Below are 18,789 nucleotides of genomic sequence, written 5' to 3'. Positions count from 1 at the left end.
AGACCACCTACAATTCCTGAATTCTACTTTTGATTTTAGGAAACACGCGGAGAGCAGTTTTATAAAAAACATCGTCCCAAGCTGCTGAAGGAATGTAGTGTTTCACAAATTTGATGTAAGGTTCCATACGCACTAATGGCCAATCCGTTCCAAATAACAACTTGTCATAGTGATCACAAAATGCAAGTGCATGCTTGAAGTGATCAAAAAAGTGAGGGGTATTCATGATACGCGTGACTTCTTTGTTATCCCCTACAATCAGCCCTGACAAATCAGCAAACATGTTACGATTTTTATATACAACCTCTGCGGCATCAAGCATCCAGGGATCACCAAAATGAGCCATAACGAACGTGACATCACGATGTCTCACAGCAACCTCATCTAGCGTTAACGGATGTGCGTACTTTAACAATCCGCGCTCAGAATATGTATCACCAGTATGAAAAACGACAGGAACTTGATAATCTTTCGCAAGTTTATAAACAGGGTCATAAACAGAATCGTAAGCATAAAAAGGGTAATAACCTAAATATATTTTTATACCGACGACCTCCGGCTGTAAAAGCTGCTTTTCTAATTGATATAATTCCATTTTTCCGAGGCGATAAGGATTAACACCTGCGCAATGAACGACTCTCTTATCTGGTGTTTTTAACATATCTAAAGCCATTGGTGTGGGGGGCTTACTATCTGGAAATCCTTCTCCACCTTCCAATTCCCTTAGCCCCATTCCAATACTTAAAACCACATTATTTTCTTCCATTTCTTTCGTTAATCCTCGCAAGGAATAATCTAAGTGTGATAATTTTTTGGCAGTATACTGAAAAGACTCAATATGTGATAAATGTATATGGGCATCAATTATTTTCACTCGAACTCTTCCTTTCTATAGTAAACCTTAATGAGCGTAAAGAGTGATAATCGCCTAGTTTATAAGTGTGCTCTGATAAAACAAAAAAATGCGGTTCGGTTATTTCAGTTTCACCGTTTTTAGTGTACAATGGCTGTTCTGCCGCCCCTAAAATTACCTCTTTGTTCATGTAGGTGGCTACATCCTCTATACTTTTATTCGGAATAAAGTGAAGCTTGTTTTTTATCCCCTTCCGTTCGAATAAAGCATCTTTTAAATGATATAGATCAACCTCATGAGCATGATGCTGAAAAGCTTGCGATTCTTGGTCATTTACATGAATAGTAAGGTCACCTATTTTTTCTCCTTGAGATAAATTAAAATACGTTCTTTCAATCGTACCATAGAAATGCTTTCCAACATTTTGTTCTAAAAGGGTGAAAAAAGCAAGTACTGGTATACCAGGTCTAGTTACCGCAAATTGGTGGAACGTTAATCCCTCATATTTAGGATGATCTTCCACAATCGTAGTGATCTGAATCCCAGTCCACTCTTCACTATACTGATCAAAAACGGTTACAAATTTTGCTTTCGAAGGGAGATCAAGCATTTTCCTTTGCAGTAAATACTCAATTCCAAAGCTTAATCCACCTACCCAAGGATTCCACCATGACTTTGAAATAGGGGTTGGAAAAGAAGAAGCCAACCACTCTGTTTCCGAATCAGTCAAAGAATAAAAACTTGGGAAAAAGCTTGGTGCTGATTTAAGTGTGAAAATATCATTAGAAATTTCATACGTATGATGTCCATCGACCACTTTTTCCTCTGTTTTTACAGAGGTAGTTGTTTCTTGAAACAAAACTAATTGTTTATCAACATGCTGTGATGATAATGTTCCTTTTAATTGAACAGACATCACATTTTCCGATTTAACAGGTATATGAACATTAAAGGCCGATAAAGGCTCGGATTTTGAGCGTGTAATGGAATGCGCAAAATTACCCTCATTACTTAGAATTGTTAGATCAAGGTCCACATTCTTTTTTACGAATGGTTGAAACGTTACTATTGCTTCATTTTTGATAATTGGAGAACCCTTTATCGAAAAGCTTAATGGTTCTTCATTTGTAGTAATGATTTTCGATTTTTGATTCGCAAATTCTCTCACTTCATCTACTGACGAAAATATTTGCTGTCCAAACCACATCTTTTGTGACTTCACTCGTTTTCCTGAATCGATCTCAGGAAAACATTCTTCAAAATATTGATGATGCCAATGCTGAAAGTGAATAGGAACATGTTCTTCCCAAATGAGTGCAGAATGTTTATTTCCTGCATGTGACAGCAGCCAATTTTCGGTCAATTTCTTGTCTTCCCAATAAATAACCTCACTATGCAACGTACCAGGTATATAAACGATTTGTCCATCGTAGGGAATGTGTGCATCCTCTAAGGAGAACGAATGGGCATAATTTAATTGCAGGTTTTTTAAAGCTTTATCCCCTTTATTTTCGATCACATATTGCTGACTCATTATGCCATCGCCAGTTAGTTCCACTTCTCGGTGAAGAAACACGTGAGGAAAATCTCTTGATTCATATGTTAATACTACCCCTACACAATGCGCTTTCACATAAAACTTCACATCGATTGGTGATGCAATAGAAAATTCCTCTGAGAAAGGCTTACCAAGTTTAGGGTAATGAAATGTATATTCGCTACTATTTTTTTGCCCACGCTCGTACAACAGCTCGTTCGTCTCTTTCTTGATAGAAATATGAGTAAAACCATGAAACAAATGATAGTATTCTAAACATTCCCCATGTAACGGAAAGCCTGGTGAATGAAATGGGAAAGTGAGCTGCTGACTAAAAGAAATATTATTATTGTTATCTACCATTGTCATTGCAATATTTTCATTATAAAATGTTGCTCTCGAAAGCGTATATGGAATAGGAATGGTTGTTCTTTGGTGTGCTGTAAGGTCGACTTGCCATCTTTCTTGACCAAAAGTCACTCCTTCATGATTATTTAATCGGAAAAATAGCGTCACATCACTATTACAGTTATTTTCAAGCTCAATATACGCTAATTGCTCTCTGTTTAATATACTGAATGTTCCAGTTGTTTTTCCAATACACTTTACTGGTGCGATAGGTAGAATTCCCGTTTTTAATATAAGCTCTTGATCATTAATCCACACATTAGCGGTAATTGTTGGGTGTGTTTTTTTTGAGCTTTGTAACTTATTCGTTTCCGACAAGATAAAAGAGCCCTCTAATACATCGGAGTTTGAAACTTCCGATTGTACGAACATTGGAAACTCGATATTATCTTGATTGATTCCTGCTAGTTTTATATGTAATGGCTTTCTAGTATAATTATTTATTCGAAATCTGACAGGATACCCTTTCCCGTAAATAACTTTGTGGCTATCTAAGTGCATAGAAATCGCATACTCGTTTGTCTTGACTTCACAAATGCCTCGCCCTGTTTTTTCAATTGCGACATGTAGAGAATCTCCCTCATGTTTCCAGAAGTAATCGTACAGCTCAAAATCGCCTTCTTTTCTACCGTCGGGCTCAACTTCTATTGCACGAACACTATGCTCATACCAATTTGTCTTATTGAAAAATGAAGTAAATGCAGGAATATTTAATACTGTTGGTAAAAAATTCATTAAGTGGACAGAATCATCTCTATTTTCCCAAAAGAAACCACACTTTTTATAAAGTGGTACCGCTTTTGTATTGCCCGGCCACGTATTTAAGTCAAGGCGTGGCCACCCACGATCGATGGTTTCTTCTAACGCCTTAAGTAGTAATTGCTTTCCAATTTTTTTACCATGGTAATCTGTTCTTACATTTAATAAAGGAACATACAGAGAGCCTACATCTTCACGATATTCCGATAATCCACAGTAACCAACAGCCTCATCACCGTCAAAAGCAATATAGGTAATTATATTAGTGGAGTTCTCCTCTTGAATACGAACTTCCTCTTCTGTTTTAACCTCTGAATGTCCCCCCCATCCCTCACTGCTTTCATTCCACATTTTTGCAACAGCCTTCGCATGTGTTGGTTCATATTTGACAATAGTAATGTTTGTTTTGTTAGCATGTTTCATCCGTGTTTCTACCTCCCTAACTATGAAAAACGCCTTCAATCAAAGAAGACGTTTCTTTTCAATAGGCTGTTTTTGTAAAAAAAAGGGCTTTATTTGACTAAATAAATATTCTTAAAAATAACAATCTATGCGAATAGAGATTTTCAATAAACAAGCTCACCATAATATAACATTTAAGATGGTTCTTCATCATAAAAACCTTTTTGCTTCACTTGCTCATATGCAGTATTCAAAATACCTTGAATTGCTTTTCCACGATCTCTTTTCCTTTTTTTGAATTCCTTAAATAATGCTTCACCAGAATACCCTTCATTAATTAAATTTTTTAGGAGCATATCTGATAAATCATCCTTTTTCATTACTAAAACACCTTCAAAATGAACGGATATATACTCTTTTAATTTATGAACGTGAAGTACTTTGCAGACGAGTGTTGCAGGATCGTTTGTTTTCTTAGTAATAGTGACCTCTGTCATGAATTGCTGTTGGTTCGCTTCATATTCATCAAAAAAAGGCTTCCACTCATTTGTCAATACTGCTTCAATAAGCCAGTTTTTCTCGGCTTCTTCTTTATTTATAATTAATCCATCTACTAACGGAATATCTTTCCCTTGATAAAGCTTATCATCTTGCAGCTCTTCATTATCAAAAAGCATAGCAAGTGAACAGAGTTTAAATGTTTTCAAAGCTACATAACACCTCCAATTAAAACCTATAAATAAAATAATTCGTCTTTAGTATGTAAAAACCTTTTTTTAAATTGCTTTTTTCTTCTTCTTTTTCATTTTTTTACTGGAACATTAATATTTAAATGTTTTACTTTCCACGTTCTATTCGGTAGTCTTGAATTTAGAATAAAACACTGAAAGGGTTGGGGAAATGGCTAAATCTACCTTAGTTTTCACTTCGGATACAGAAAGTAATATAAAAGAGTTGTTTCCTTCTAAAGTCAAGCATATCACTATTATTCCATTTCATGAAGTGCTATTTTCTGTAGATTATTTCTATCCATTAATACAACAATATGATGAAATTATATTATCACAGCATATTTTAAATCGTGATCATTTTTTACAAGGGAACGCCTCTCATTTTTCTGAGATGTTTATATATTTCATCTACTACCTCTCATCTATACAGAATAAGCAATTCTTTATATGGAAAGAGGATGAAAAGTCAATTGTTCCATATTCTAATAATGGAATCATTCGTGTAGATTCCAATAAAAGAAAACCTCGGTACTTAAGAAGTGAAAAAACAATAACTTCTATTCAGAAATATAATCTTCCGCGCACAAGCTATAATCATCTTGCGAAAACATATATGGAGGCATATTTTTCCTGGTTACCAACTTTTTTTAGAGGAATTATTGTCAAGGAATCATTTCCATACTATTCATTTCATTTTCGTCCAATCAAATACCCATTATTAGTTTTTAAATTTAATAAAACGATACACCATTCATCCATCACTGAATTAAAAATTATCGGTGGCATTTTAAAGAAAAAAGGAAAATCCTCAGTTAGAAATAATGGAAGGTTTCTTTTTGTTGTGTCACCAAATAAACGTGAATTGTATACAGCAATTATTCATTTCTGCCCTGCATTACCGTGGTCAATATACCGAATGAGTCAAAGTTTACTACACCGTTTTGTCATGTATTGTTTTAAACGATATATAGAAAAAGAAATACAAAGTCCTTCTTAACATTTATTTTTTTCTCTACGAAATAATATTTCCCATTTAGTAAACACTATAAATCCACATGACTATATAATTATAGGAGGTTAATATGGGAAAATATGATTTATTAATGAAACAAAAACATTTATACAAAGGTAAGTATATTTCTTCACAGCATTTCCCCCTCTATTCTAGAGCAAAAACGTTGAGTCAATAGAGGTGCTTTACAGTGAAGAAAACGAAGAATTATGAACCTTTATTTTGGAGCATTGCTTTACCTGGCTTCGGTCAACTACTTAACAAACAGTATTTAAAAGGTATTGTATTTATTTTAGCTGAGTTTATCGTAAATGTTCAAAGCAATTTTAATGTTGCGATTGTTCATTCATTTAACGGAAACATCGAGGATGCGATTCACGTAACCGACTATCAATGGCTTATGTTTTATCCTTGTCTTTATATGTTTTCACTGTGGGATGCGCATAAAGATGCTAATTCTCCATCACCATATATGTACTTTCCATTTGCATTTGGCGCTTATTTCGTGACTGTTGGACTTATTTATTCCCACACATTTACACTGTTTGGTGTTTTAATTGGACCTGTATTTTTGCCAATGCTCTTTTTACTTCCTGGCTTAGCTGTTGGCTTTATTATAAGAGCTCTTCTGTTACGCAAAAGTCAGCAATCGGAAGAACGGTTTTAACTTTTCCATCCTAGCGTTTCACTACATATAACCCTATCACAGTTCAATTATACTACAGACTCCTTTAATGGATTCGCTAGGATACATTATTTTTTCGGTCATTATCACCTATTTTCGCTATAATAGAATTAGAATACTTAGATGGGTCTCAAATAGACGGCATCGGAAGGTGAAACATCATGTTTTCAAAATTATTCCACAATCCTACTATACTTAGAAAATTAGCTTTTCTCCTTATAAGTATACTAGTCATTATCCTTATCATTGATTGGGAATGGATCACATACTTAAGACAAGAAGACATTAGTTATTTTACTGATTATTTATACGAGGAGATTGGCTATCAACTATTATGGATTACACTGCCTCTAATGATTGTGCAAGGTGTTGTCACAATATTTCCTATTTTAGTCGTCATTCTTATCCATTTCATTTCCTTCGGATTAATCGAAGGTTTTATATTTAGCTTTTTAGGTACTTTTCTTAGTAGTATATTTTGTTATTTATTGACAAAATCTTTTAGTGGTAAGTGGATTGAACACTTTTGGAATAAACGAAAGGAACAACTTGAACGCGTATTAAGACTCGTTTCTAAATATGGCATTTTAGTTATCATTGTATTGCGAAGTATACCTATTATGCCAAGTAACATCATATCAGTAGCTGCAGCGTTGAGCCCAATCACTACTTATCAATACATTTGGTCTAGCATCATTGGCAATATCTCCATGATTTGGCTATTGAGCTTAATTTCAGCTCCATTTTGGATTCGAGAAGGCTACTTCAATATGTATTTGTCATTATATATCATTTTTTCAGTAGTGTTCCTTTTATATTTTAGTCTTGGTCAACGGCACGGAACTTTACGTTTAAGAGATAAGTAGAATAGATCTGTAATATTACTATTATTAGGAGGGAAACTAGGACGATGAATGCGGTATTCACCTATATAACGTTATTTATTTTTTGTTCTGTTTTATGTTATACGTTAATGAGTCACTATCGTGCTAAAAGTAAAATGATAGAATTTGATATAGAAAAGCTAGAAAATTTGTCTCCGACATTAGCAGCGTACTTCTTTCAAAATATTGGTGTATCTTCAAGACATTTAGTAGCAAGTTTATTATATCTCGTTAAAAAAGAGTTTATTCAGCTTCAGTTTGACGAAGTTAGACAGGAATATTATTTTTGCATCGGAACGAATGATCCATCTTTCATTTCTAATGATGATGCTTATTTAATTCAATGGTTGTTTTATGATGTAGGTAAAAATGGCGTGTTTTACCCTTCTGATCTACAAAGCTATACTTTCGACCGAGAAGGAGAAGCTAAATTTCTTGAAAGCTGTAAAAAGTGGGAGAATTTATTAAAAGCCCAATTAGAGACAGAAGGGTTAATCTCTAAGAAGATACCTACAAAACGTTGGATAACCGGCTCCTTTTCTTTTCTTTTTTTAATTTTAGGCAGTGTATATTTGTTTTTTGTTCCCCTTATAGGCATTTTATATTTATCTGGCAGTATAACGTTGTTATTAGCATGTGCTATTATGCCTCTAAAAACAAACAAAGGGTGGGAAATCACCCAACAATTAAGCCAATATAAGCTTTACTTAAAAAATAAAGCAGCAGTAGAAAATAATTCGTGGTTAACGTTGAATTATATTTATGCCATTGCTTTCGGTATGAAAAAGGACTTTTCAAAGCAATTCCCCATTTATGATGCTTCTGCAATAAAGATTAAACAAAACAGCTTTCCACTGTATATGACGATTGCACCAGGAACATACGCAATAATTAAAGAGAGTATTGATGCGGTTGATGAAATAGAAGCGGCCTTTACTCAAGCGCTACAGAACGACGATATCATAATAGAAGAAGGTTATAATGAAAGTAATATCGGTGACTCGGTATAACAAAGAGGTTAACTCGGAAGGTGAGTATTTGACCTTGAGTTAACCTCTATACGTGTATTTATTTATTCCGTAGAGCTTATATGCTTTAATTCATTTTGTCCTTGCTCCGTATTAAAATAGAACTTTCGGTATAAAAGAGAACCTACTAAACCAATCAGAGCTAAGCCTGCCATTATCCCATAAAGTACTCTTAAGTTAAACATACTCATAATGTTCCCACCAAGTATAGAGCCAATTACACCTGCGAATCCAAAGAAAATAGAAATAAACAAAAGGTGACCTGTTGATTCTAATTCTTCTGGAACTAATCGTGACACAAATTGAAATGCAGATAAGTAAAATAAACCAAAGCTTATTCCGTGTAACACCTGTACTGCTAAAAGAAAGTTAGCATCAGGTACAAAGGCTAGTAGCACCCATCTTATAAAGTAAATCACTGCAGCAACAGATATATACGTTAATAAGTGATATCGTTTTAACCAATAGACACTTAGTGCAAAAGTCAGCACTTCTGTTGATAAACCTAAAAACCAAGAAACGCCAATATATGTCTCGTTCCCTCCAAGTTCAACGATATACAAACTAATAAAAGAATCGTTAATCCTATGAGATAAACCAATTGCAAAAATCATCAATAAAAATATGAGTAACTTTTTATCCTTTATCAGCTTCACTGCTGATAGCAATTGAACTGGTTTTTTTGAAGGTTCACTATCTGGTGCTAAGAAACATAAAAATAACGCCATTAAAATGAAAAAAGCAAACAAATAATAAATATTCAAGATACCGATGTGCGTTAATAATACACCGCCTGCTAATGATGAAGTACCAAAACCGATTGAGCCCCACATTCTAATGCTTCCAAATGAAACGCCGTGCTGCACTGATATTTTTTGGGCTAGGCTGTCCCCTAACCCACCAGCAGGAGAAGTGAAGGAATAAAACAAAAAAATGACTGGGATGAGTAATAAATACTCTGTGACTTGAAACATAATAAAACCAACTGCTAAAGCACCGGAAAAACAAATAAGAAGGATACGTTTCACAGTTTTCCACTTATCACTCATAAATCCCCAAAAAGGTTGTGCAATAATAGCTGCAGCTGGACCTACAGCTAATAAAAGACCAATTTGAGAACCTTCAAGTCCTAGTGCTTGAAAATATACTGGTAAATAACTTATTAAAATAGTCATTGAGGAATGGAAGAAAAATAACATTCCTTTAAGTTTCCATGTTTGCATTCGTTTGTATCACCTTTCTTCACTATCCATTAAATAAGAAAATTATATTTTTATAATAAAACTTTCGAGCAGTGATTCTGTTACTTAAACAATCTGTGGTAAGTACTTTTTATTATTCAAAGATAACATTATATGTACGATACTTTATATACTATACGGAACTATTTGCACAAAAGAAATATATATATCCGACTTTTTTTACAGTAATCCTAACAGTTAGGTTGTCATAATAGCATAAAGTTTACTACTTTTTTGTCAAAGTTCTTAGTGACAGCAAAGTTATCTTATCTTTCGTTAAAAAAGGTTGAACTCAAAAGGATCAAGTTTTTACCTTTTGAGCCAACCTGCAATGTACGGGGCATAAGCAACACTTAAAGCCCACTATAAATCTTATAGTGGGCGCGCGGCGTTTTTGACAGCCAATTCTTTCTTATTTCATATTATCATTCATTTATAAGATCAATTATATGGACTTTGTTGACCATTAACTTTTTTTCATCTACATTTTCCATTAGTATATTTTCAATATTTTCTTCGACGTTTATTAGATTGTGAAGGTGCTCTGTTCCTTGTTTCATCGTCTTTTTATAATCATAAGTTATTTGATCTAATAGTTCATCGTTATCTTCTTCAATTATCGGATCAATGCATCTCGTAAACATATCCAATATTCGATCGCCATCACGTTCTGCATTAATAATGTGCGGAGCTGTTCCATCTACAATTGCAAATGAAAGTGCAGGAATAATAATCATATCTAAACTGTTAGGATCTAGTGCACAAGGATAATAATGAACTGTTACGTCCTTTTTTTCAGCTGCGTCACCAATTTTTCTCATTAATGTTGATTTCCCACTTCCTGAACGTCCTTTAATAATAATACGATTGTTTACATCTGCTGTTATGTCGTTAATATAATTGATAGGTCCAAAAGCAGTAGCAGCACCGAAGAATCGTTGTGTAACTATCGGATTCTCTTCCGGAACACTAATACGTGTTATCCATTCATTCATTATTTCATCTGCTGCTTCATCCGCTGCTTTAAAATTCATCGCAGATAAATAAATACTCTCTTTTTTTTCGTGGATTTCTCTACCTTTTGCAAAACTTTTATATGCTTGAAAGCGATGACCATCCACTTCATTCATGAGCTTTTTCACTTCAGCAAGTGAATAATGATTATTTGTTGTAAAACAATCGTTTAAATTTATTACATGATCTATTAATCCGTAATATCTGCTGCTCGGATATAACGGTCCGTTATCTGATATTAAAAGTGCTTTTTTATCTTTTAGCACAATGCCATCAACTGTCTCCCCATCATTTGGGTGAAGCAGTATTTCCACATTAGTTTTATGTCGTAATTCAGATGCGACTTCCGATAAGAGCTTACTTCTTGATTTACTTGTTGCACCTGATACTACATAAATTTTATAGTCTGACCAAAATTGGTTTAATAAACTAAAAAATCCTTCACTTGTATGTCCGTTAATAAATGTTTTCAATAATCTCCCTCCCTCAACTTCATCCATACATCGTATTCCGATTAGCCTAGATATGTGATTATTCTAAAATGAGGTCAGAAGGTTGAATACTAGCGCCTGGTCTATCCGTTCTGTACAATACTTAAAGGCTGACTCAACAGGTAAAAGTCTACCTGAAAAGTCAGCCTTTCGTTATGGGATTTAAATTTTGTTTCTAACAGCTTTATATATTTGCTCTCCAATCTCATATGGTAGCTTAGTTATACCGATGTTCTCCCCTTCTCTTCCAAATGATTCATGATGAAAGTCAGATCCACCTGTAATAAAAACCTTTTTTCCTCTAGCAACCTCCGCTCTATTCGCTAGTTTTAGAAAACGGTCTATTGCATCATCGTCATGATCACGATGATATACTTCAATACCATCTAGGTGATGTACTGTAAGCCATTCAAAAATATCTTCATCTAAAGAATAAAAAATTGGGTGAGCAACAATCGCTATTCCTTCAGCTTGATGGACAAGTTCAATGGCCTCTTGCGGAGTCATTTCATCTTCCTTTTCAACATAGCAAGGTTTGCCATTAGCTAAGTAAAGATCAAACGCTTCTTTTACATCCTTCACATACCCCTTTTTCACATACGTTTGTGCGAGATGTGGTCGTGAAAAAGTATCCCCTTTCGCAAGCTCCGCTACCTCGTTAAAGGTGACTGATAGTCCTTGCTCATTTGACTTCTCAATCATTGTCTTCATTCTTTCGATCCGCATTTGCTGGTGAAACGTAATCGTGGACAATAGAGACTTGTTGTGAGGATCTATACCATACCCTAATATATCAACATGTGTGTTTTTAATTCGAGTCGAAAGTTCAATTCCAGGAATAAATCGCAAGTGATGCTCTTTAGCAACTTTCATCGCCTCTATCACACCAGCAGTAGTATCGTGATCTGTTAACGACACGATAGATAGGTGGTTATTGATACACTTTTCCATTAACTGTGACGGTGAGTATCCTCCATCAGAGGCTGTTGAATGCATATGTAAGTCAGCAAGTAGCTCGGAATGATGTTTTTTACTCAAATTATTTCCACCACCGATCATAAAGCGTGACAGGAAGCTGACGTTTATGCTCTGTTTTTACATAATGTCTTTCGATTACTTTTTTAGCACCTTCATCAATATCTTTTCCTTCTAAATAATCATCAATTTGATTGTATGTAACTCCTAAAGCTTCTTCATCTGGTAAAGCTGGTCTATCATCCTCTAAATCAGCTGTCGGTGCTTTCGTATATAGTATTTCTGGTGCACCTAGTGCTTGTAATAAAATCTTCCCTTGGCGTTTATTTAACCCAAAAATAGGCGTTATATCACAGGCACCATCACCAAATTTCGTATAAAACCCCGTAATTGCTTCCGCTGCATGGTCTGTTCCTGCAACTAAGCAGCCATAATGTGCTGCTACATCGTACTGTGCCTTCATTCGTTCTCGTGCCTTCGTATTACCTTTAACAAAATCAGTTAATGCCTCGCCAGTTGCTTTTTTAAATTGCTCAAAAGAAGCATCTACTGAAGGTTTTACATTAACAGTGAGCCGGTGATACGGGTTAATAAAGCTAAGCGCTTGCTGTGCATCATCCTCATCTTGTTGAACGCCATATGGTAGCCGCATAGCATAAAAAGTATATTTTTTAGTATTTTCTTCGTCATTAAGCTCTTCCATTGCAAGTTGAATCAACTTTCCAGTTAGTGCTGAATCTTGTCCACCTGATATACCTAGTACATACCCGTTAAGGCCTGATTTTTTTAAATAAGCTTTTATTAGTTGAATCCGATCCCTAATTTCTTGTTTTGCATCAATAGATGGTTTTACTTGTAAAGCTGTAATAATTTCTGTTTGTAAATCAATCACATTTCTTCATCCTTTCTTTTTCTCTTCTAATCTTTGAAGTTGCTCAAACTTATTCTCCATCTTTAATATTTCCTTCTGCCTTTCACCGAGCAAATCAAAGTGAGGGAAATCGTTCCGTTTATGTATCCATTCTTTTTTTAAGCCATAACGCTCTCCCCAGCGAATGAGCTTTGCCATGTTCGCGCACGCCACTTTTGTAACTGTCGTACAACCAGGGAAACGAGGGTCATACCAAAAATGAGTAATGAAGGCTATTTCCTCATTTTTAGCGGCTTTCTTCCAGTTGTTTAATTCTTCTCTTTTTATTCCAAAAGCCATTCTACTACTCCCTTCCGTATTTCTATTATAACAAGTAAAAGGGATACCATTTCAATAAAAATGAGCTAGAGCGTAAACTAATCTTACATACTTTTTAAATAGATATGGTAAACTTTGTTGTTGATTTTCGCTTAAGATTCTCGTTTTCCTCTTGATTTTCAGCTAATGCTATTCCAGGCGTTTCGCACCTTTTCTTGAATATGAATAATAGCCTTAAACAGAGCCTATATATTAAAAGAAGAAAAGACAAGAAACATGATGCGTTTCTTGTCTTCATAGGATTAAACTTCTCCGTTTTCACGATCTCTTTTTTCGTCAGCAATTTCCGCCTTAAAGCTCTCTATACTTTCTTCACGACGGTGATTCTTCGATTCAATTGCAGCTTTATCTGAAGCTGATAAATGTTCATTATCCATCGTTTCTCTAGCAGCTTCCATATTTTCCTTCGTATTTTCTACCATCTTTTGAAGTCTCTCTACGTTGTTTTTACGATTGTCTGGCTTTGCCATACTTTTTGCCCCTTTCATATGTAATTCTATGATAGTTTTTACTTTAAGAGGCAATCTATTCAGAAAAATTATTCCTTTCACTTTTTATGCTTTTCGTAGGATTCATGCCACTCTGGAAAATGTTTCTTAATAGAGATAGGTTTAAATGTGTCTTTTTTTACACATACATGCTCACTTGTCCCTGTTAAACACTTTTGGCCTAATGAATTGGTAATTTCGTAACCGTAAATAACACGAATACCGTTATATGATTCCACCCATGTCTCTACTGTGATTGATTCACCATACTTAGCAGGATAGTGATACTTCATCTGTAAACTTGTAACAGGAGATAACACACCCATTTTCTCTAAATCTGCATATTTATAGCCTAATGCTTCAATATATTTTGTTCTGCCTATTTCACACCAAATTAAATAATTTGCATGGTAAACAACACCCATTTGATCTGTTTCTGCATATCGCACAGCTATTTCTTCTGAAGATACTAGCATTACTTCTTCTCTCCCTTAACTAATATTGAAAAATCATCCAATTCCAACTTCGTCAAAGAAGCCTCATTATCCTTTTTTTGCTGGATAATTCGATATGCTTGTCTTTGTATAGCATCTTCCACCATATCTTTCATTGCACGTGCATTGCCGTCTGGTTGCTCCTCCTTTATCACTTCATTTAAAGCGTCCACCACTACTTGGTCAATTTTATATCCGAGCTCATTGACATAAAAAATCAAAATGTCTACGAGCTCCTCTGAAGAATAATGAGGAAAAGTAATTGTTTTTTTAAAGCGTGACTTTAAACCTGGATTACTCCCCATCAATGGTCCCATCTTTTCGTCATAGCCTGCTAGAATGACTACTAAGTTTTCATTATGCTTCGTCATTTCTTCTACTAATGTATCTACTGCTTCTTTTCCGAAGTCTTGATCTCCTCTTGCAACGAGAGAGTATGCTTCATCAATGAACAATACACCACCTAATGCTTGCTTTATCATTTTTTTTGTTTTAATAGCTGTTTGACCAACATAAGCTGCAACAAGATCACTTCTGCCAGCAATGACAAGATGCCCTCTTTTTAAAAGCCCTAGTTCATATAAAATTTGACCATATATTTTTGCTACTGTTGTTTTACCTGTCCCTGGTGGACCGGTGAAAATAGCATGAAGCTGTATAGGTGTTGTTCGTAGCCCCTTCTCTTTTCGAATATTTTGTACTTTAACGAACGAAGCGAGCGTATTCACTTGCTCCTTCACTTCTTTTAACCCTATAAGCTGTTGTAACTGTTCTTCAGCTGTAAACGTATTTTGCTTTTGATGATTCTTTTTTTCAAAGGATTCACTATCTAACAAAATAAAATTTTCTGTTGTAAATTGCTTCGTCTTTGCAACTGCCGCCCCTTTTTCAAAGATTGCATCTAGTACGATATTTTTTACAGTTCGCGCATTACCGAAGCTTTCATCAACCCGTTCTTGCTCTATTCTTTCCTTTAATTCTCTTACAGCACCAGATGTAAACGAAAAGTCATTATCGAGTGCCATTTGTTCACCAATCTCTAAAAGCTCTTCAGTAGAATAATCGTCTAAATGAATATGATTGCTCTCGGGAAACCTGCTTCTTAAACCAGGATTACTCCATAAAAAGGATCTCATTTCTTCAGGATATCCGGCCATAATCACTGCAAATTGACCAGCATATTCCCCTGTCATAGCAGAAACGAGTGTATCAATTGCCGTCTGGCCATAGTCTGTCCCAGTTGCACTTCCTCTTTTTAAGCTGTATGCTTCATCTATAAATAACACCCCACCGATAGCCTCTTTTATCACATTCATCGTTTTTTCTTCAGTTTGTCCAACGTAGGCACCGACAAGTTGAGAACGATCCACTTCGATGACTTCTTCACGAGGTAACACACCTAAGTCAAAGTAAATATTTGCGAGTAAGCGTGCTAACTCTGTTTTCCCTGTACCTGGATTTCCAGTTAGTATCATATTGAGAGAAGGTTCACTTTGAAGCCGATAACCATGCTTTCTCCGTTCCTCTTGGTATAATAAATAATAATAATATTGATGAACCTTCTTCTTCACTTCCTCCATTCCTATCATTGTGTGTAGCTTTTTTAAGCCTTTTTCCTCTTCCTCGCGATCAATAGAAGCTTGCCATTCATTCCACTCAGTGGAGGTTATCGTGAGTTGTTCTAACGCCTCATGAAAAAGCTTATGTTTTTCTTTTGAAAAGTAAATGCCAGAAATAGTTGACTCATATTGCTTAATAATATCCACTGTTTCAATGTTTTGTTGCTGTAGCTTTTTTAAGATATTAATTCCATTTGAAACTAGTTCTTCGGTATTGTCACTTACTTTTTGTACTGCCTCTTCATACCGTTCTAGCAATTGTATTAAGCTATTTACTTCTTTTATCCCTTCTTCGATCATTTCCTGTACGCGAGCTATCGTTTTCTTTTTGCCTTGACTATGATCCGTTTCTCTTATTTTAGGAAAGCCTTGTTTATAAATTGTTTCATTAAGTAAAAAGGAGTATAAATACACAACAGCTTCACAAACATATTTATCCTCTTTTTCTTCCCACGCTTCATTTATTCTTGTTTCTACTTTTATGTCAAAGCTTTGCTTACGCTGATACCTACTCACTGCGGCCATTGCTAACAATCTTGCTTTTATTACACTACTGTATTGACTCGCGTTTATTTGCTCCGATTCACTAAGTGCTCTTACAATCTCTGCTTCCTTTAATTTGCTATAAGGATATTGCATCCATTCTTCGACGGTAACATCTATATGTTTTCCATGATTTTCTTTATTCACTAGTCCCACCTGCTTTCTAACATCATTGTACCAAAGCTTAATAAAGGAAGAAAAATATATACTTTTTTCCATAACCATTGGAAAACGGTATGGACGCGTACGATTACGAAAATAGAATGTCAGTTTAACAGCTAAAAAAGCAAAAAACTGGTCATGCGAAGATAGCATTCCCAGCTTTTATAGGCGGATTGTTCGTAAATAGTATTCAATTTCCTTTAAATATTTCTGTTTTCCTTTTATTTTTACATCGTCAGTTTTTGTTAAAGCATCATAAATAAGCTCTAGTTCTTCCTTTAAACCGTCTGCACGAAAACCTTGTTCAATATAGTTTTGTATTCGCTTATAATAGTTTTCAAGCTCTTGTCCAGAGAACCGTTCATAATCTTTCGTAGGCACACCAATCCCCCCTGTTATTCGAGCTGTTTTTTTTATTATATTCGTCAAATAACAAGGGTGTGAAAATTTAACTGTTAACTTTTTTTCGTTTTGGCCTAGTTCCGATCGTTACTCCCGTCAAGACGAAGGCTGCTCCAACGATATGAATAGGTAATAATGGTTCATCTAAAAGTAAAATAGCTAATATTACTGCAGACAAAGGCATTAAGTTGATAAATATCGATGCTTTAGCAGCACCAATTGTACGTATTCCTTGGTAATACATAATAAAGCTTATGACAGAAACAATGATACTCATATGTAGAATAGATACCCACGTTAGTGTGGTTGCTTGTATGTACTCATTCCATTCCCCTTCGATCATTGCAAATGGCAATAACATAAGTGTGCCAAAAACGACGGCGTATGTGGTACTTTCTAATGATGAAAACCGTTGAAGTGCAACCTTTCCTAAAACACTATATAGCGCCCAACATATGACTGCAATAAATAAAACGATGTCTATTGGTTGAAATCCAGCCCGAATAACTTCCATAAAATTTCCTTCTGTAATAATAATAGCTGCTCCTACTAATGCAAGGATTAAGCCAATTATATTTCTGGACGTTATTTTTTCCTTTAAGAAAAAACCAGATAAAATGATAATTAATACAGGATTAGATGCGATAAATAAGGAGCTTTTTACGATAGGTGCTTCCTTTGTAGCAATAAAAAAACAAATGTTATACAGTGCTATTCCTGTTAAGCCTAATGATGCTAATAAAAACCATTCTTTCCCCTTCGGTAAAACATGATTTTTTTCCTTTATAAGCATTAATGGAATTAAAATAATTGCCGCAAAGAAAAAACGTAAAAAGGCAACCGTGATAGGATCAAAATCCCTAGTGGCATAGTTTCCTGCTATAAACGCACTTCCCCAGCTACTTGTTGCTAAAGCTAGCATTAAATAGATGAGCCAAGGTTTTTTGTTGAGCATCCCCATTCACCTTCTTTTTAGTTACTTTTAGTAATTGTCTGTTTGTACCAAGTTGCTGAAGAATTTCCTTCGCTAATCGAAATATACACGAAAATAGAGATGATGGCTAGTCTTTTTTGTATTATGTTATTGTTTTTTACAATCAAATTTTCAGCTGAAGTGTAGGGAATTCCAGAGATGCTTTCTATGATATGAACATATACGATTATTATTGCTGTTAAATGACGTGACACTGCCTATCAAAACAGATACGATAGTTTTAAGAGACTTCATCTGTCACCAACCTAGATATTTATCAAAAACTATGATCATGGAGGTAGACCTTCTATGTTAATAAGAGAAATTGAGACTACTGATTCTGAAGCCTTTATAAAGCTAACAAATCAAATAGAAGAAAATGCTGAATTTATGCTATGGGAGCCTGGCGAGAGGAATATAAAACGAGAACAACAAATGAAAATAATTGAAAATATAAGCAAAAGTGAAAACGCAACGATTTTATTAGCTGATCATGGGGATGAGCTTGTTGGCTATATAATTGTTATCGGTGGTAATGCTAAGAGGAATAGGCATTCAGCTTATATAGTAACGGGTGTATTACATAGATTCAGGGCTAAAGGAATAGGGACACAATTGTTCAAATCATTGGAAAGCTGGTCTAAAAAGAATAATATCCATCGATTAGAATTAACTGTCGTTACCGAAAATAGAGCAGGTTTATCACTGTATAAAAAGATGGGATTTGAAATAGAAGGAACTAAAAGGGACTCTTTACTCATCGATGGGGAATACTTCGATGAATACTACATGTCTAAGCTTATCTAGCACGTTTTTATTCAGATAAACAATCATTTGAC

18 protein-coding genes are annotated in these 18,789 nt (G+C 34.9%); 5 read left to right on the top strand and 13 right to left on the bottom strand.

All coding sequences use genetic code 11. The annotated features are described in order from the left end of the window. Positions 1–7 precede the first annotated feature (7 nt). From BCELL_RS10770 to BCELL_RS10760, 3 genes are all read right to left on the bottom strand, one after another. The gene (locus BCELL_RS10770) at positions 8–874 is read right to left on the bottom strand and encodes an amidohydrolase family protein (RefSeq protein ID WP_013488765.1); all 867 of its coding nucleotides are present in this window, start codon (positions 872–874) and stop codon (positions 8–10) included. After that, entirely contained in the window at positions 861–3,980 is a 3,120-nt protein-coding gene (locus tag BCELL_RS10765; protein ID WP_013488764.1) for a GNAT family N-acetyltransferase, read from the bottom strand. The genes BCELL_RS10770 and BCELL_RS10765 overlap by 14 nt, the downstream gene beginning before the upstream one ends. A 173-nt stretch (positions 3,981–4,153) precedes the next feature. Next, positions 4,154–4,666 (bottom strand): YwpF-like family protein, encoded by a 513-nt coding sequence (locus tag BCELL_RS10760; protein ID WP_013488763.1) that lies wholly within the window; start codon positions 4,664–4,666, stop codon positions 4,154–4,156. A 193-nt stretch (positions 4,667–4,859) separates the two neighbouring features. On the opposite strand from BCELL_RS10760, the gene BCELL_RS10755 reads away from it, so the two are divergent. The 4 genes from BCELL_RS10755 (at position 4,860) to BCELL_RS10740 (ending at position 8,281) form a co-directional block, all read left to right on the top strand. Next, positions 4,860–5,687 carry a hypothetical protein gene (locus BCELL_RS10755; protein ID WP_013488762.1) on the top strand — a complete coding sequence of 276 codons (828 nt, stop codon included), beginning with the start codon at positions 4,860–4,862 and terminating at the stop codon, positions 5,685–5,687. Positions 5,688–5,892: 205 nt separating this feature from the next. Continuing rightward, entirely contained in the window at positions 5,893–6,369 is a 477-nt protein-coding gene (locus tag BCELL_RS10750; protein WP_013488760.1) for a hypothetical protein, read from the top strand. A 179-nt stretch (positions 6,370–6,548) separates the two neighbouring features. Further along, positions 6,549–7,253 carry a TVP38/TMEM64 family protein gene (locus BCELL_RS10745; RefSeq protein ID WP_013488759.1) on the top strand — a complete coding sequence of 235 codons (705 nt, stop codon included), beginning with the start codon at positions 6,549–6,551 and terminating at the stop codon, positions 7,251–7,253. A 44-nt stretch (positions 7,254–7,297) separates the two neighbouring features. Beyond that, positions 7,298–8,281, top strand: a complete 984-nt coding sequence (locus BCELL_RS10740; RefSeq protein ID WP_013488758.1) for a DUF2207 family protein — start codon at positions 7,298–7,300, stop codon at positions 8,279–8,281. Between the two features lie 62 nt (positions 8,282–8,343). Here BCELL_RS10740 and BCELL_RS10735 read toward each other — a convergent pair whose 3' ends face one another. The 10 genes from BCELL_RS10735 to BCELL_RS10690 form a co-directional block, all read right to left on the bottom strand. After that, complete coding sequence (locus BCELL_RS10735) at positions 8,344–9,522, bottom strand: MFS transporter (protein ID WP_013488757.1); 1,179 nt, start codon at positions 9,520–9,522, stop codon at positions 8,344–8,346. A gap of 443 nt (positions 9,523–9,965) precedes the next feature. Then, positions 9,966–11,027, bottom strand: coding sequence for a hypothetical protein (locus BCELL_RS10730; protein WP_041808223.1), 1,062 nt, complete (start codon positions 11,025–11,027; stop codon positions 9,966–9,968). Between the two features lie 180 nt (positions 11,028–11,207). Beyond that, positions 11,208–12,083 carry a PHP domain-containing protein gene (locus BCELL_RS10725; RefSeq protein WP_013488755.1) on the bottom strand — a complete coding sequence of 292 codons (876 nt, stop codon included), beginning with the start codon at positions 12,081–12,083 and terminating at the stop codon, positions 11,208–11,210. A 1-nt stretch (position 12,084) separates the two neighbouring features. Continuing rightward, positions 12,085–12,912, bottom strand: a complete 828-nt coding sequence (gene nadE / locus BCELL_RS10720; RefSeq protein WP_013488754.1) for an ammonia-dependent NAD(+) synthetase — start codon at positions 12,910–12,912, stop codon at positions 12,085–12,087. A gap of 6 nt (positions 12,913–12,918) precedes the next feature. Continuing rightward, positions 12,919–13,230, bottom strand: a complete 312-nt coding sequence (locus BCELL_RS10715; RefSeq protein WP_013488753.1) for a hypothetical protein — start codon at positions 13,228–13,230, stop codon at positions 12,919–12,921. A gap of 281 nt (positions 13,231–13,511) precedes the next feature. Continuing rightward, a complete protein-coding gene (gene tlp / locus BCELL_RS10710; RefSeq protein ID WP_013488752.1) occupies positions 13,512–13,739 on the bottom strand; it encodes a small acid-soluble spore protein Tlp in 228 nt (75 codons plus the stop codon). Positions 13,740–13,816: 77 nt separating this feature from the next. Beyond that, positions 13,817–14,233, bottom strand: a complete 417-nt coding sequence (locus BCELL_RS10705; RefSeq protein WP_013488751.1) for an acyl-CoA thioesterase — start codon at positions 14,231–14,233, stop codon at positions 13,817–13,819. Beyond that, positions 14,233–16,560, bottom strand: coding sequence for an AAA family ATPase (locus BCELL_RS10700; protein ID WP_013488750.1), 2,328 nt, complete (start codon positions 16,558–16,560; stop codon positions 14,233–14,235). The genes BCELL_RS10705 and BCELL_RS10700 overlap by 1 nt, the downstream gene beginning before the upstream one ends. Before the next feature lie 177 nt (positions 16,561–16,737). Next, entirely contained in the window at positions 16,738–16,956 is a 219-nt protein-coding gene (locus BCELL_RS10695) for a hypothetical protein (RefSeq protein ID WP_013488749.1), read from the bottom strand. Positions 16,957–17,023: 67 nt separating this feature from the next. Next, positions 17,024–17,932: a DMT family transporter gene (locus BCELL_RS10690; protein WP_013488748.1), complete on the bottom strand. Its 909-nt coding sequence runs from the start codon at positions 17,930–17,932 to the stop codon at positions 17,024–17,026. Between the two features lie 327 nt (positions 17,933–18,259). Here BCELL_RS10690 and BCELL_RS10685 point away from each other — a divergent pair, with 327 nt between their 5' ends. Further along, entirely contained in the window at positions 18,260–18,757 is a 498-nt protein-coding gene (locus BCELL_RS10685) for a GNAT family N-acetyltransferase (protein ID WP_013488747.1), read from the top strand. The last annotated feature ends 32 nt before the right edge of the window (positions 18,758–18,789 follow it).

Origin of the sequence: Evansella cellulosilytica DSM 2522 (assembly GCF_000177235.2) — a bacterium.
Classification (GTDB): Bacteria; Bacillota; Bacilli; order Bacillales; family Salisediminibacteriaceae; genus Evansella; species Evansella cellulosilytica.
Note: the sequence above shows the minus strand (reverse complement) of the source record. Positions and strands in the feature narration are given on the sequence as shown.